The following is a 15,997-nucleotide window of genomic DNA, read 5'->3' on the forward strand; positions in this document are numbered from 1 at the left end:
ATTATGGATATCAATGGAGTAGAAATAGAAGATACTTTTGCAGAAGCGTTTCCGATCAAGATCTCAAGGGTACTTATCACAGCAGCAACAAAGCGCTGGGCAGAGATAGCTGCACTTGAAGCAACCGGATTCGGTACATCTGTTATCATGTGTCCAGCTGAAGCTGGTATCGAGAAGTTCGTAGGTCCTGATGAGACACCTGACGGAAGACCTGGTGTATACATCCAGATCTGCACATTCGGATACGAAGCACTTGAACACCAGCTCCTTGAGAGACTCGGACAGTGTGTACTCACAGCTCCAACAACAGCAGTCTTTAACGGACTTCCTGAAGCTGAGAAACAGTTCAATGTAGGTTTCAAACTCAAGTTCTTCGGTGACGGAATGGAATCCGAAACAGAAGTTGATGGTCGCAAGATGTTCAGCATCCCTATCATGGAAGGCGACTTCTTAGTAGAGGAGAACATCGGCGCTGTAGCAGGTATTGCAGGCGGTAACTTCTTCATCTTCGGTGACAGCCAGATGACAGCACTCACAGCAGCAGAAGTTGCAGTTGAAGCTATTCAGGACATGGAAGGTACAGTAACTCCATTCCCAGGCGGAATCGTTGCCAGTGGTTCAAAGGCAGGATTCAACAACTACAAGTTCATGAAGGCAACTGCAAACGAGAAGTTCTGCCCATCCATCAGGGACAAGGTAGAAGGCACCGAGATCCCAGAAGGCGTAAAGGCAGTTTACGAGCTGGTAATCAATGGTCTTGATGAAGACTCAATACAGGCAGCAATGAAAGCTGGTGTAGAAGCTGCTATTGCAGTTCCTGGTGTCTCAAAGATCACAGCCGGAAACTACGGTGGAAAGCTCGGAAAGTACCAGTTCCACCTCAAGGACCTCATCTGAGGTTCTCACTTATTTCTTTTCTCTTTTTATTCAGAATAGAGTTCCCTTTTTTCCGGAAATATATAGAAGTGCCATAATTAGCGTCAGTGCTCTAAAACCTGGAGCCTTTGAGTCATTATATTCACTTTCAGGGATTTCTACTTCTATCTCTTCATCTTCGACTGGAAAAGACTCATATGAAAAAAGCACCGGTACTTCCTCAACATCATTCTCCTGGGCCTTCTCATCAATCACGCCATAGATCTCAGCCATATAACTTTCATTTACTTCAGAGCCTATAAGAAAATCAACTACAAGATATCCTTGATAATTCAGTCCATAGGAAATGACAGGATCTTCAGGATAAAAATACGGCTCAATATACCTGCTTCTTCCTTTTACAATAGGCACAAGCGAATCCAACCACTCCCTTTTCTCATCTTCCAAAAAGAACTCACGTTCTCTTCCGTAAAGGGTGCTTTCCACTGGTATGTGCTGAGTTTCCATTCTCTCAAGTGCTAGTCGTGCCATGTTTCCCGCATAAACATACTCGTCATCCAATAATTTGGTCAATGAATTTCGCAAGGGCACTCATTTTTAAAAATAGAAAATAGAGATGATCGTGTGTAATATCACACGATCTTTTTATCCAAGACCAAGTGCCATGAGTCCTGCACTCACACCGGTCTGGATCATTTCCTTGGGGTTGATGCCTGTTATTTCCAGCATCACGTAAACTCCAAGGAAGGTACCTATCATACTGCCCAGGTTCGCCAGAGCTGCTACCATCACGACCCTGAAGAGGTTGTTATTCATCATTTCACTGGTACTTTCGACCTCTATCATTCCCTTGAAATCGTCAGTGGTAGGATTACGATATTTTGCTTCGGTAAGTCCTGCAAACCAGCCTGCTGCCATCATTGGATTCAGAGAGGTCAGCCATGCTACGGAAAAGGCTGTGAGTACGGAATATGGATGGCCCTTTGCCAGAATGGCACCTGCAGCGCTTAGCACACCATTGATGATGAACCACCATGCAAAGGCGAGCATCAGGGTTTGCAGAGGAACACCTGACATTATCAGCAATGCAAAGGTTGCAATAGCAAGACCTACAATCGCAAAACCAAACACTTTCATGATACCGAAGCGCTTTTTCTTAGCTGGTGCCTCGTAGTTGTTCTGAGTTGGCAGGCTCTTTGGATTCTCAAGATATCTCTGTATGCCAGCCCTATGCCCTGCACCAATTACAGCAACTATTCTTTTTCCACCGGTACCTGCGGCTCTTATGAGATTTCTTGCCATATAGGCATCCCTCTCATCTATCAGTACCTTTACTGCATTTGGAGCTGTTTCCCTGAACTCGTCCACGAGCACAGAAACGATATCCTGGTTTGTGATGTTCTCCATGTCGATGTCCTTGGTCCCGCCAATACCAAGTACTGCAGCCATAAGACCTGCAAGCATCTTCAATTTCTCCACAAAGCCCATCTTGCTCCAGAAACGCTGCAGTGTGATCTGCACATCCCTGTCTATCAACATAACCTGGGCACCGCTGGCTTCAGCGGCATCAATAGCGGCTATCATCTCAGCACCGGGCTGGATGCCCATCTGATCAGCAAATTTCTTCTGAACATGGGCAAGCAAAAGATGTACTATATAGAAGTAGATCTTGCCTTCTTTCAGAAGCTCCTTCACCGGGATCTCTGAATTCTGTACCTTGCCTTTGATCGCATCGTACCTGGCTTTGCAGAGTTCCACTGCAACTATATCAGGTTCTGTATGCTCAATGGCGGAAACAACTTCCCGGACGCTTTTCTCAGATACATGAGCAGTTCCCACTATCACAATTTCAGAAGGTGGGATCATGGAAGTATCGCCTTGTGGAGAAGCCATGATCTCCTTGACAAGTTCGATCTCCTCGTTTGAAATAGGAGAAACAGCGGTATCTTCAGTCTGGTAAAGAGTCCCGTCGGTACTGCTCATACTGTATTCAGAAAGAGTACCCTGGGAATCATCAAAATTACTGGATCGGGTCAATTTTTGTCCTCTTGTAACTATTCGTTCAACAACATCAACGTCCGCATCAGATCTGTCCTTGAGAGGATTCCGACAAGTTCACCGTCATCGATAACAAGAACTCTTCCGATATTATTGAGGGTCATTACCTTGAATGCTTCAGATGCGACATCCTTGGAGGATACCGAAATAATGTCCCGGGTCATAACATCGGATACAAGAACTGCAAAACGTTCATGTGGAAGGATATTACGTATATCCGTAAACGTCACAATCCCTTTTAAAGAATTGCCCTTCATCACAGGATAGCCCATATGTTTGTTCTCAAACATGAATTTTGAGAGTTCCTCGACACTGATATCATCGGAAACTGATACTACCTTGTCCGACATGATATCCTTTACAGTGTATCTTTCCAGCAGTACGGTAACAGTTGTGGACTTATCTTCTTCGGAAGCTCCTATGTAAACGAAGAAAGCTATCAACAGAAGCCATGGGTTGGCAAGCAGACCAAATATACCCATAATAAAAGCAAACATTTTCCCGAAATATGCAGCGTAATGTGTTGCTTTGATGTAACTCATCCTCTTGGCATACCATGCCCGAAGCAACCTTCCACCATCCATTGGAAATGCAGGTAGGAGATTGAAAGCACCCAGTACTATATTAATAGAACCAAGAATTAAGAACATCCGATATATCAGACCATCAGAGTAACCTGATATTGATGAATCTATTATTGAGTTCATTGCCAGGAGAGCAAAACCAATTATGAAACTCACAAGAGGACCTGCCAGGGCCATCTTGAATTCCTGGGAAGGGTCTCTTGGGATCTCCTCCATGGAAGAAACACCACCGAACAGCAGCAATGTTATGTCCTTGATGGTAACTCCATACTTCTTGGCGAAGTATGAATGACCCAGTTCATGTAACAATATACATGCAAAAAGCAATATTGTTGTCAAAAGGGAAAGAGCATAGTTCATGCCCAAAGAGGGAACGTCAGCAAATCCGAATGGTGCCGGATTTGTGGCAAACACGAGAGCAAAAACAGGAAGGATCAACAGAAATGTGATATGGAGTTTGATAGGTATCCCCATTATGGTCCCGATTTTTAATGATGTTCTCATACTGTTATTTTAGAAGACACTTATATTTAATTTTATGCAAAGTTGAAAAGAAAAAAAACGAAATGAAAAAAATGAATTCCTGAATACTTTCACCATGCTTGGCTCATCGGTATATATGCATGACACATATTACTTTTTAGAACAGGCATGATGAACACAAGTCTTACACGTTTCAAGGCAAGGTGTCATCAGCCTCATCCCCTCAATTTTTTTATTTTGCTAGAATGACATTTAATGTGAATATATAATGCTATTTTGTAAATGAGATCTAATAGAAATAGTATCTAATATATTACTGCAATTCAAGAACTGCTTTTTGCAGGTCTGCCACAAACATGTCAATGGTCTCAAAATCCATATGGGGCATGATAACAAGCCTTAAAGCTGCAGGTTTTTGTGTGATGGAAACCTGCCACTTATACTCTTTTGCTAATTTCGATCTCAATTGAGCAGGATGTGGAACATCGAGAGCTACAACATTCATGACAGGATCAATTACAGGATCAATACCTATCTCTTTCACGCTTTTTACAAGATGATCTGTGAGCTCCATGCACCTGGAAACAACCTGCCTGTAACCTTCCCTACCAAGATGTTGCATCACAGCATAAGTAGCTGCCACTGCAGCTCCGCTACGTGTGCCGGTAAGAGTGTATTGTGTATCGATAGTAAGATAAGGAGTTTCGGCTTTAAGATGGGTCAGATCCTCAACATTTCTAAAGAGCAGGACTCCGGAAGGGATAGTGCTTAAACCCATCTTATGAGGATCAATTGCAATGGAAGTAACTCCTGGAAGGGAAAAATCGAATTCATTATTTTCAGGAAGGAATGGAAGGACAAAACCACCAAAAGCTGCATCTACATGCAAAAAAAGATTTTTTTCAACTGCAAGCTTTGAAATTTCAGCTATTGGATCTACCTGACCGAATTCCGTTGAACCGGCAATAGCTACAAGACCAACTGTATTTTGGTCTATGAGAGATTCCAGAGATTCCATGGAAACTTTTAATTCTTCATCAAGATTGGCTTTTCTTACCTCAATGTTCAGGACATCTGCTATTTTGTCAAAAGAAAAATGAGCTGATTCAGGAACAACAATATTGGGAACTTTTATCCTGTGGGAATTTCGCATTGAACGTATTGCCTGAATATTTGATTCAGTTCCACCTGTTGTAAGATAACCATTGATTGAAGAACAGTGAAGTATGTTTCCCAATGAACGAATTATTTCCTGTTCCATAGAATAAGTTCCCTGGAACAAACCAAAATCACCCATGTTCGATTCCATGAATTGCATATGAGCTTTTGCAGCTATTTTATGAGGATAAGTGCACATGGAACTCAGTACACGATCATATTTCAGATCTTTATCCTTTGCATTGTTAAGAAGAACTAATACTTCCTCTTCGGTCAATCCGGTTTCGTTCATTTGCACACATGAATATTAAAGGATGTTTAAAACCGTTGTGTTTGATCTTTATGTTTCTGGAATGGATTTTTTTTACTTATTCAGCTTTGTGATTTAATAATCTGGAAAAAAGTGTATGAATTTTCCGGAAAAATTTGGAAATTAAGTTTTTTTAGAAAATCTGAAATCATGGCTAACACAGCTACCCCATTGTTTCTACTGGAACATCATTTTCTAATTGATCGCATTGAATTGAAACATACTTTTATATATCAACATGTTCATACATACAACACCATCTTTTTTTCAAATTTTTTAAAAAAGTTGTTTAACATCTTTTTTCATGTTCCAGTTGAAATCATAGGGTCACTGTGGTTTATAAATGCTCCAGTTGAAATAAAGGGGTCTTATTCCACACGAAATCATATTGTTTATATCAAAATTTTCCCAGCTTTGATTATAGTGTTGATGCTAGCGCTTTTTTGAAATCCCCATACTTCTCCACATGAAATGAAGGGGTCTTTACCATAACCATTAATAACCTACACTTCCTTTGTGTCCTGTGGAATGCAAAGATAATTGAATGAAAAACATTCGTTCTTAAAATATCATTTTCAATTGCAGAAAATTACGACTTATCATTATATTGTTTAACTGGTGACACTATATGCAAAGTAAATCATTGGATGGATTATTTCAGGAATTACTGGCGAATGAGCCTATTTTTAAGAACAAGGAAGTTCTAAGACATTCTTACACTCCTGATTCTCTTGTTCACAGGGATGATCAGATCAATAATCTTGCTGCAATTCTTGTTTCTGCTTTGAGGGGTGACACACCATCGAATATAGTAATCTATGGTAAAACCGGTACAGGAAAAACTGCTGTTACTCGTCACGTGGGAATTGAACTTGAAAGAAAAGGTGAATCCCTTGGAACTTCATGTAAGGTAGTATATTTGAATTGTGAAGTGATCGATACTCAGTACCGGCTTCTTGCAAATCTTTCCAGACAGTTTGGTGAAGATGTCCCAATGACTGGATGGCCTACAGACCAGGTTTTTGCAAAATTCAAAGAAGCAATTGATTCTGAAAAACAGATAGTCATTATAATTCTTGATGAAATTGACAAATTGATAAAAAAAGGCGACGATGTCCTTTACAATCTTTCACGTATCAATACGGATCTTCAAAATTCAAAGGTCAGTATGATCGGTGTTTCAAACGACCTGAAATTCACGGAATTCCTTGACCCGAGAGTAAAAAGTTCCCTTGGTGAGGAAGAGATTATTTTTCCGCCTTACGATGCTGATCAGATAAGTGACATTCTCTATGAAAGGGCAAAGATTGCCTACAAAGAAGATGCACTTGATGAAATGGTCATCCCTCTTTGTGCTGCTTTTGCTGCTCAGGAACATGGTGATGCAAGACGCGCACTGGACCTTCTCAGAGTTGCAGGAGAACTTTCTGAACGTGACAATCGTTCTTTTGTTACCGAGCGTGATGTTAAAAATGCTCAGGAAAAAATTGAGATCGACCGTATTGTCGAAGTTGTCAGGACCCTTCCCACACAATCAAAGCTTGCTCTTTACAGCGTCATGCTGCTGCGGAATAATGGCTATAAGAATGTGACAACAGGAGAGGTCTATAATGTCTATCGTCAACTATGTCTTCAGGTTGATATGGATATTCTTACCCAGCGCAGGGTCACAGACCTCATGTCTGAACTGGATATGTTAGGTATTGTCAATGCAGTGGTTGTAAGTAAAGGCAGGTACGGCAGGACAAAAGAAATAGTATTGAGCGTACCTATCACAAGTACCAAAAAAGTCCTCTTTGAGGATTACAGGCTCAAACCCCTCGATGGTTTCAAACCTGTGATGACCACGCAGCTACATCTCTGAAAAAAGCCAAAAAAATGAAAAAGGATCAAAGGCTCGGAAGCATGAGCCTGAGATGTCCCACGTAAGGTATCCTGTATCTTGCAACACCTATGACCCAATCTTCTTTTACAGGGAGCAGATAACTTACCTGGCCTTGCTGATCATAGTATTTGTTTGTGACTACATTATCACCCTTTGTGATATATCCTGCATGTGGGGCCCTGGGTCCACCTTCCCACATTTCGTCACCCTGTTCTACATAGTACATTGCCCTGTGAATTATTGGCGTCACACCATCCTGGCCGTATGGTTTGTACAATATAACATCACCGGACATCTTAAACGAAGTGTAATTTTCTGTTCCCTGCATATTGGTCACAACTTCAGTTCGTTCAATATTCTGAATGAATATAATATCGCCGACATTCATGTGAGGTTCCATACTTCCTGATTCCACTGCAACCATGGGAGTCCATAACCCGAATACTATCTGGGACAGGGTTGCAAATATAAGAACCGCAATTAATACGGATAAAATATCACGTGTCAGTGACACGAAAAAATTCTCGCTTTCCTTGAAATTTTTGTAGGCACCTTTTATATCCATTTTAGATTTCCTGCCTGAAGAGTGTTCGTAAAAAATTTTCAGCGATAATGATATAGTTGCTGGCAATATATCATTAACGGATTAGAAATCCTGTGTTTATTATTTGTAATATTAATACTATCTTGTGTTTGGCTATGAATGAAGTTGATGTTCTGACAGCTTTTATTGAAGAAGGGTATCAGATAAGTCCCGAAGCAGTGGACATGATATGTTCTCAACCCAACCCACGATCCATTGTCAGGCATGTGCTTGAAAATATTGATATGTCTGTTCTTGTGATCGGTTTGGAGCACATAGGTCTTGATGGCCTTGACCCGGGCTTAGATACATCTTTAGTGGCTGAAAAACCGTTGTCGCCGGTTTTGGAAAGTACAAACACGTTCAATAGTACAGTTGATACAACTGGTTTTCAGGATCAAAATGCTAAACCTGTAATTAGTGAGAATCCTGTCTCTATACTTTCTGATATAACAGACAATTCCACATGTGTTGGGGAATATATGGAATTTATCCAGTATTTCCGCAATCGCTACAGTAAACTCAGCGAGATAATTCGCAGCAGGATCAATGCCCGTCCCATTGAAAGCCTGGTACGCAACCGCAGTCCTGGTATGAAAGGAAATGGAGATTTTAGCGAAGTTTCCGTTATCGGAATGATATCGGAAATAAAAAGCACCACTAATGGGCACAAGATAATAGAGATCGAGGATCCCACAGGTATTTTTTCTGTTCTGGTGCGCATGGCTGATAAGGAACTTTTCGAGCAGGCAAGTCATTTTGTACTGGATGAAGTGGTGGGTTTCACCGGAGCTCTCACAAACGACGGGAAACTCATGATAGTCAAGAAGATAATCCTCCCGGACCTGCCCAATATCAGTACAAAAAAGTCCGGCACCTTCGGTAAAGCGGTACTTATCTCGGATGTGCATGTTGGAAGTACGACCTTTCTTGAAGAGCAGTGGGAACGGTTTCTTGATTTTCTCAAGGGGGACACCGATAATGAGGCCCTTGCTTCCATTGCAAAGGAAGTGCGGTATATTGTGGTTGCAGGAGACCTTGTTGACGGGGTAGGTATCTATCCGGGACAGGATGCGGAGTTAAGTATACTGGATATTTATGATCAGTACGAGAGGGCAGCAGAATATTTTGCCGAGATCCCAAAGCATATAAAGATAATAATTTCTCCGGGAAACCACGATGCTGTGCGCCAGGCAGAACCACAACCCAGATTACCGGAACGCATCAGGAAGTATTTTTCTGATAATGTGATCTTCGTGGGAAATCCCGCAATGGTAGACCTGGATGGCGTTAAGATAATGATGTACCATGGGCGTTCAATTGACGATCTGGTGGCTTCTGTTCCAGGTGTTTCGTATCAGGATCCCACAAAGGCCATGGTAGAGATGATGAAATTCCGTCATCTTTCTCCCATGTACGGCAGCCGTGTTTCCATTGCACCGGAAAAGAACGATCATTTCGTACTCAATCAGATACCTGATATATTACATTGCGGTCACGTTCATACAGTGGGTGTGGAATGGTACAAGAATGTCCTGCTAATTAATTCGGGAACCTGGCAGGATCAGACCGAATTCCAAAAAAGAGTAAACGTCGTCCCAACTCCTGCCCAGGTACCGGTTGTGGACCTGGAAAATTTAAGGACGACGATCCTTAGATTCGATGAATGATCAGGTATCATTTCCATTGCAGATAGTGACCTCCTCTGTGCACTGAATCTCCAGTAATCTGTGGTCTATTGTTTTTACAGGACAGATGTAGACACAGCGTTTGCATGCAGCTCCAAGGCAGGCTTGGCTATTGATATTTGCAAACCTCTCTCCGTCTTTTTCGACAATGCTTATAGCATCCTCAGGACACTCTTTTTCACATTTATGACAGAGTATACATTTTTCCACTGGAGCTTCCAGTATTATACCGATATTGTCAACAATATCAAGACCCAGACGACCTACATCATCAATATCCTTCTGGACCCTTTTTTCGATGGTCACTTCGGAATTTGGAAGGTCCTCAGGTAGTACAGGAATTTCTTCAGCCATGAACACTTCATTGTAGTCCTCATGAGGCATTCCTTCAAGCCAGGTAGCAAGCTCACAAACATAGATCTTCTTGAAAGTCTCGCTTGTTGCCATCATAAGATGATCTGCCTTGATCTTTTTTGCGACTTCATTGACCTCTTCAAGTAGTGAACTGTCAATAGCCAGTTTCCGTGCAAGTCCGATGGAAGTGTTCCCAAACTGTATTATACCTTTACAGAAAGCCGGTACAGAACCCAGATGTCTTGCTTTGTTAGCGTTTACATATGTTCCGCTTGCACCGGACATATAGGAATAGCGCAGGTCTTCATATTTCAATCCTGCTTCAACCATAAGTGCTATGTGAGCAGCCTTGATGGCTCCAATGGCTTTGCCTACTTCCTTAATATCGTTATCAACAACTACAATATCATATCCAAGATTTATTTTTCCATTCGGAAGTTCCGGGAGTTTCTCCATTATCCCGCACTTGAGTGCCATGGCAACTGTGGAAATGACACCTGTTCCTGTGATTCCCTTTGGCTTAACCTCTGAATCCTCAATTATCTCCCCGGTCAGAGGTTCCACAAGAGGGCCTTTTACAGAATTCATATTCTCATCGAGGACAGTGAGTCTCCAGTAATCCCTTTCGCTGCTGATATCACTTATTGCCCCGGGTCCAGCGAGCATACCGCAGTTAACACCCTGTCCTTCGATGGCAGGCCCTGCTGCAGCACTTGCAGTGATTATCTTCTCGCCTATCTTCAGTGCCATCTCCGCGTTGGTACCATAATCTGTAACAAGGCATGGCTCTGTCTGGTGAATGAAATCAGTCTCAAGCATCATTGCAAGAGCATCGGCACCAATTTCGTGTTTGATCGCAGGAGGTATGATTATCTCGCAATTGTCCATGTCATAGATGCCCTTGAAGAGCTCATTTGCAGGCAATATCCTGGAATTCCTTTCAACATCGTGAACCCCAAGAGTTTTCTTTTTATTCTCCCCTGCATAAGCAAGATCCCTTATCTCTATGTTCTGGAAAAGTGAGAGTTGGATTGGATTTCCACATACTGCGATACGCTTTATCTTCTCAGGCTCCACATCGAATTCTTCAAGTATCTTCTTTACTGTTTCGATGATAAGACCGTGAGCTACATCACGTCCTGTATTTATGGCAAAATCAAGATGGTCCATGACATTCCCACCAGGGAGCGGGTGCCCCATGGTGACAACTGTCTTGATGGTCTCTTGAGTTTCAAGTTCTATGAGCTGTGATCTAAAACCACTTGTTCCAAGGTCCAGGGCTATGACATACATGAGTTTTTCTCCATTTTTCTATAAAGTATCATGGAGATAGTATATAATGAATTCTCTATCCCTGGCCCTGATTTTTCAGGCTTTTCCTTCTTTTCCGGTAAAGGCTTATCCGGATATGAGGGTCACTTGGTACCCTGTATAGTGAGCAGTGAGTGGTCCATGGTCTGCACAGGACATATGACCACACATCGCTTGCAGCTTGTGCCCAGACATTTCTGACTATCTATTTCTGCAAAGCGATGTCCGTCCTTCTCGACTATTACTACTGCATCCTCTGGACATTCTTTTTCACATTGATGACACAGGGTACATTTCGTCACCGGAGCTTCCAGTATGATGCCTATATCCTTCACTATGTCAAGACCCATGGGTCCCACATCATCAATGTCCTTCTCAACCCTCTTTTCTATGGTTACAGCCTTTGTTTCCTTTGGAAATGGCGGGATGCCGTACATTTCAAGCATCTGATCATACATCTCCTTGGGCATACCATTCTGCCAGGTTGCAAGTTCGCAGAAATAGATATCCTTGAAGGTATCGCTGGTCGCCATCATGAGATGGTCTGCACTTATCTTCTTTGCAATGGCAATGACATCTTCAAGTACCGAACTGTCGATGGCAAGTTTTCGTGCAAGACCGATGGAGGTGTTTCCGAACTGGATTATATTCTGGGAAAAACTCGGTACAGATCCTATCTGCCTTGCCTTTTCAGCATCCACATAGGTACCAGTTGCACCCGACATATAGGAATAGCTCAGATCCTCGTATTTTAGTCCGGATTCCACAATGAGTGTGATGTGTGCAGCTCTTATAGCTCCAATTGCCTTACCCACTTCTTCGACATCCTCGTTTGTGATGACGATATTGTCTCCAAGTATCAGTTTTCCGTTTGGCAGTTCTGGCAGTTTCTGTATCAGTTTATCCTCGAGTGCCATTGCAATGGTGGAGATCACACCTGTACCTGTGATACCCTTTGCTATGGTCTCAGATTCTTCGATGGTCTTACCGCTCACAGGGTCAACAAGTTTTCCTTTGACAGGATTCATCTTTTCGTCAAGGATAGTAAGTCTCCAATACCCATTCTCATTATTCACATCACTAATGGCTCCGGGTCCTGCAAGCATACCACAGGTAACACCCTGTCCTTCGATAGCAGGTCCGGCTGCAGCGCTGGCTGTGATTATCCTGTCCCCTATCTTCAATGCCATCTCCGCATTGGTACCGTAATCAGTTACAAGACAGGGTTCTGTCTGGTGAATGAAATCCGTCTCAAGCATCATTGCAAGGGCATCTGCCCCTATCTCATGTTTGATAGCAGGAGGCACTATTATCTCACAGTTGTCCATGGCGTAGATATCCTTGAAGAGCTCATTTGCAGGGAATATCCTTGCCTCTCTCTTCACATTTTGAACCCCGAGAGCTGCCTGTTTGCTTTCCCCTGCATATGCAAGGTCCCTGATCTCTATGTTCTGGAAAAGTGAGAGCTGAATTGGATTTCCACAGACTGCAATTCGCTTGATCTTTTCAGGTTCCACATCGAACTTTTCAAGGATCTCCTTAACAGTCTCCAGCATAAGCATGTGCGCCACCTCAGTTCCGGTATTGATGGCAAAGTCCAGATGGTCCATCACGTTCCCTCCGGGCAGGGGATGGCCCATTGTTATTACAGTCTTTATGGTTTCCTTTGTTTCAAGGTCTATCAACTGTGATCTAAAACCACTCGTTCCAAGGTCCAGGGATATTACATACATGAATTTGTCCTCCGCTTCTTCTTCATTTCATATAATTGAATACAGCATGGAAGCAACTCCAATCACGAGAGGTTCCATTACAAGATCCACACGGTACTTTTTTCCTATTTCAGGTGGCAGGCCACAGGGTATGCCAGGTGTTGAGACGAGGCAGCGCTCCTCGATCATACCTTCTGTGATGGTATCAGCATTGGGAGTTGCTTCAAAGACCATGGAGAATTTCTTCCTGTCATCGCCACAGTAGGTTTTTATTCCCAGTTCGTTGACAGCTTTTTCAAGGAATTCCTTGTTGGGGTCACATGCATAGACGTTAAATCCATTATTGACCAGATGGCAGGCGCCGGCAAAACCGACTCTGCCCAGGCCTATGACAAGTATATCCTTTGAGCTTGCTTCCTTGAATTTTGAGGCTATCTCGGCATAGATAACGCCTGTGGCCACATGATTGCTCATTATCTTCTCGTTCCTGAGGTTATGAGCTGTGAATATATGGTCGTCTGCCATCATTATTATGTCAGCACCAGCCGAGACGGCTTCATAATAACCCGTGACATCAGGATGCTCGGTGATGAAACCCTTCAGTCCGAAATATTCCACAATATAGAGCAGGGATGAGGTAAAATTGCTGATAACACCGTTGCCTGCCGTTATGGGAATTATTCCTACGGTCTGTGAACCGAGTTTTGTACTGTAGAGTGTTTCGCATATTTCCTTGAGATCGGATCCTGTGACCCTCTTAACTGTCTCATTGCTCATTTCAAGCTGTGTTGATAGGTTCTCCAGATCCTCCGGAGTCAAAAGTGCCATATTTTATTCCCCCTGTTCCTTCTTTAGAAAATGATTAGTAATCATTTCCAGTCCATTCTCTCTTTTCTTTTCAGTCTCTGCCTTTGTGCCGTCCCAGCTGATAAGAGTAAAGACTTCGTGCTCGCCACCTGTGCAGTGGAATATCTCAAGTCCTTCAGAGATATGGAATTGCCTGTAATCGTTTCCATCTGAGAGTACGTGCTCTCCGACTCCCACAAGTCCGTCGTCCATGGCTGCAAGATGCTCGAATATACAGTATCTGTTATCAGGATGCCTGTTTTCTTCCTGAACACCTTCAAGGAAAGCCTCAAGCAACATTTCCAGAAGATTCATGCCACTGGAATGGTAGACCGCTGTGGGTGTCTGGCTTGGGAATCTCGCATCTATCTCAAGCACTTTCAGCCCCTTTTCGCTGTCAATAGCCTCGACATCCATTATTCCATGCAGGTTCAGGTTCTTTGCAAGTTTGTACGATATATCCCTGAACTGCGGGTAGTTGTCCATGGGTGTAACCATATGGCAGTCATAGCCATCGTCCACATGGACCTTTGTCTCCTTGATGACTGCAAAATGCCTGCCATCGCCTATGACTTCCAGTGAGACCACGTCACCTTCCACATATTCCTCAATGAGCGTGGAGGGGTCAAGTCCCTTAAGGCCTGCATCATCGTATATGATGGCTGTTCCGGTACTGCTGCTCTCACACGGAGGTTTGATGAAATAGGGTGGAGAGCTCGGCCTGTCAAGTGGAGTGGGTATCTGGATGGAGTTGAAGTATTCCTTTGAACGGTTCTTGTCCATGCTTATATGATAGGCATCGAAGTCAAAGAGCAGTGGGCATCCAAGTTCATCCTGTATGTTCCTGAGGAAATCAAGGGTAGCCAGATTCTCGTTAACAGGCAGGATACCGCTTACCCTCTTTGAAATTGCAATGAGCTTTTCGGGTTCCACCGTGATGTCAAAACAGTGGAATTCGTCAACGACGTTTCTGCTCAGTGCCTGTGGGTTCCTGTCTATCAGCAGGACTTGCATGCCTGCTTTCTTTGCCAGGTAGTTCGCCTCGAAACCCTGCAGCTTACCACCGATAAGGGCTATGCTCCGCATTGCAGGCCCTCTATTATCCTGTTAAAATCAGCCTGTTCGGCGGGCTCCATACCCATCTCCCCCAGGCGCTTGATAACGCTTTTTGGGTCCCTGTCCCTTTCCTCATGCTTGCGGTCGTAATTGACCACACCTTCAAGGGTGGACTCTGCCGGTATGATGGATGTGACCACATTTGCTCCTGCGTTTAGCCTGAGTACCATGCCATCGATTCCTTCAAGGTCAAGGGATGCGGGTATGAGTCTGTCCGGGAACATGAGCCTGAGTATAGATATTATCTTAAGCTCGGAAACACTGGATTGTGATATTGTATTCTCAAGAGGGGTTCCTTCCTGTGGAACAAAGGTCATGACCCTTACCATGTCAGGCGAGCTTTCCTCCATACCCCGGAGTGAACGTATGGTGGATTCGATGCCATCACCTATGCCTGTGAGTATGCCGTCCTCCACGCCGTAACCTATACTCCTGGCAAAGCTTCTGGCTTTCACACGATCCTGGAAGGATTGTCCCACCCTTAATTTCCTGTAGAGGTCCTGGTCATGGGTTTCCTGGTACAGTGCCAGGAAATTGGCGCCATTTTCGTGCAGTTCCCTGAGAACATCATTATCCATGACCCCTGGTGATATCATTATGGGAAGGCCCATTTCTTCCTTCACTAGTTTCACAAGTTCTACGAATCTTTCAGGATTGTCATGGAAATAGGGGTCCTCGCCCATGGTCAGGTCCACCATGTGGATGTTCTCACCTTTCAGGGCATTGCATATGTTGCGTACTTCCTCTGTATCAAGCCTGTATCTCTCGATATCGTTCGATGTCCTGTAATAACAGAATGAACATTTGTTCTTGCAGTATGTTGAGAAGTAGACGAAACTGTAGAGGAAGACCTTGTTCCCGAAGAAATGGTCCCTTACCTTTCTGGAAACATAGTATAGTTTGTCAAGATCATCCTTTTCGCTGATGGACAGGAGTTCTCTAAGCTCATCATCCGTGAGTCTCAGGCCATTGACAAGTCCTTGTGCAAGCTCATCAAGTTCCTTTTGTGTCATATCTTTTAACATGATCTCAC

Annotated in this window: 13 protein-coding genes; 3 read left to right on the forward strand and 10 right to left on the reverse strand. The window is 43.4% G+C overall.

Annotated features, from left to right (window positions below; translation table 11 throughout):
• Nucleotides 1-3 precede the first annotated feature (3 nt).
• Complete coding sequence (fhcD, locus tag V7O66_RS10895; protein ID WP_406660340.1) at nucleotides 4-897, forward strand: formylmethanofuran--tetrahydromethanopterin N-formyltransferase; 894 nt, start codon at nucleotides 4-6, stop codon at nucleotides 895-897.
• 30 nt (nucleotides 898-927) lie between these two features.
• Here the strand turns inward: fhcD and V7O66_RS10900 are convergent, their stop codons facing one another.
• From V7O66_RS10900 to mfnA, 4 genes are all read right to left on the reverse strand, one after another.
• Complete coding sequence (locus V7O66_RS10900) at nucleotides 928-1,437, reverse strand: hypothetical protein (protein WP_406660341.1); 510 nt, start codon at nucleotides 1,435-1,437, stop codon at nucleotides 928-930.
• A gap of 84 nt (nucleotides 1,438-1,521) precedes the next feature.
• A complete protein-coding gene (locus V7O66_RS10905; RefSeq protein WP_406660342.1) occupies nucleotides 1,522-2,913 on the reverse strand; it encodes a TraB/GumN family protein in 1,392 nt (463 codons plus the stop codon).
• Between the two features lie 17 nt (nucleotides 2,914-2,930).
• Nucleotides 2,931-4,022 (reverse strand): CBS domain-containing protein, encoded by a 1,092-nt coding sequence (locus V7O66_RS10910; RefSeq protein WP_406660343.1) that lies wholly within the window; start codon nucleotides 4,020-4,022, stop codon nucleotides 2,931-2,933.
• Between the two features lie 292 nt (nucleotides 4,023-4,314).
• Nucleotides 4,315-5,451, reverse strand: a complete 1,137-nt coding sequence (gene mfnA / locus V7O66_RS10915; protein ID WP_406660344.1) for a tyrosine decarboxylase MfnA — start codon at nucleotides 5,449-5,451, stop codon at nucleotides 4,315-4,317.
• Between the two features lie 646 nt (nucleotides 5,452-6,097).
• Between mfnA and V7O66_RS10920 the strand changes: the two genes are divergently transcribed.
• Nucleotides 6,098-7,333, forward strand: a complete 1,236-nt coding sequence (locus tag V7O66_RS10920; protein WP_406660345.1) for an ORC1-type DNA replication protein — start codon at nucleotides 6,098-6,100, stop codon at nucleotides 7,331-7,333.
• A 25-nt stretch (nucleotides 7,334-7,358) separates the two neighbouring features.
• Here the strand turns inward: V7O66_RS10920 and V7O66_RS10925 are convergent, their stop codons facing one another.
• The gene (locus V7O66_RS10925; protein ID WP_406660346.1) at nucleotides 7,359-7,919 is read right to left on the reverse strand and encodes a signal peptidase I; all 561 of its coding nucleotides are present in this window, start codon (nucleotides 7,917-7,919) and stop codon (nucleotides 7,359-7,361) included.
• A gap of 134 nt (nucleotides 7,920-8,053) precedes the next feature.
• On the opposite strand from V7O66_RS10925, the gene V7O66_RS10930 reads away from it, so the two are divergent.
• A complete protein-coding gene (locus V7O66_RS10930; protein ID WP_406660347.1) occupies nucleotides 8,054-9,607 on the forward strand; it encodes a DNA-directed DNA polymerase II small subunit in 1,554 nt (517 codons plus the stop codon).
• On the opposite strand, the gene V7O66_RS10935 is transcribed toward V7O66_RS10930, so the two are convergent.
• From V7O66_RS10935 to pylB, 5 genes are all read right to left on the reverse strand, one after another.
• On the reverse strand, nucleotides 9,608-11,272 hold the full coding sequence (locus tag V7O66_RS10935) for a methylamine methyltransferase corrinoid protein reductive activase (protein WP_406660348.1): 1,665 nt from the start codon (nucleotides 11,270-11,272) through the stop codon (nucleotides 9,608-9,610).
• A gap of 122 nt (nucleotides 11,273-11,394) precedes the next feature.
• Nucleotides 11,395-13,023: a methylamine methyltransferase corrinoid protein reductive activase gene (locus V7O66_RS10940; RefSeq protein ID WP_406660349.1), complete on the reverse strand. Its 1,629-nt coding sequence runs from the start codon at nucleotides 13,021-13,023 to the stop codon at nucleotides 11,395-11,397.
• Nucleotides 13,024-13,050: 27 nt separating this feature from the next.
• Entirely contained in the window at nucleotides 13,051-13,830 is a 780-nt protein-coding gene (gene pylD / locus V7O66_RS10945) for a 3-methylornithyl-N6-L-lysine dehydrogenase PylD (RefSeq protein WP_406660350.1), read from the reverse strand.
• 3 nt (nucleotides 13,831-13,833) lie between these two features.
• Nucleotides 13,834-14,934 (reverse strand): 3-methylornithine--L-lysine ligase PylC, encoded by a 1,101-nt coding sequence (gene pylC / locus V7O66_RS10950; RefSeq protein ID WP_406660351.1) that lies wholly within the window; start codon nucleotides 14,932-14,934, stop codon nucleotides 13,834-13,836.
• A complete protein-coding gene (gene pylB, locus V7O66_RS10955; RefSeq protein ID WP_406660352.1) occupies nucleotides 14,922-15,989 on the reverse strand; it encodes a methylornithine synthase PylB in 1,068 nt (355 codons plus the stop codon). Before pylB ends, pylC begins: the two co-directional genes overlap by 13 nt.
• Nucleotides 15,990-15,997 lie beyond the last annotated feature (8 nt).

The sequence above is a fragment of the Methanolobus sp. ZRKC3 genome (assembly GCF_045291275.1).
In the GTDB taxonomy this organism is placed as follows: Archaea; Halobacteriota; Methanosarcinia; order Methanosarcinales; family Methanosarcinaceae; genus Methanolobus.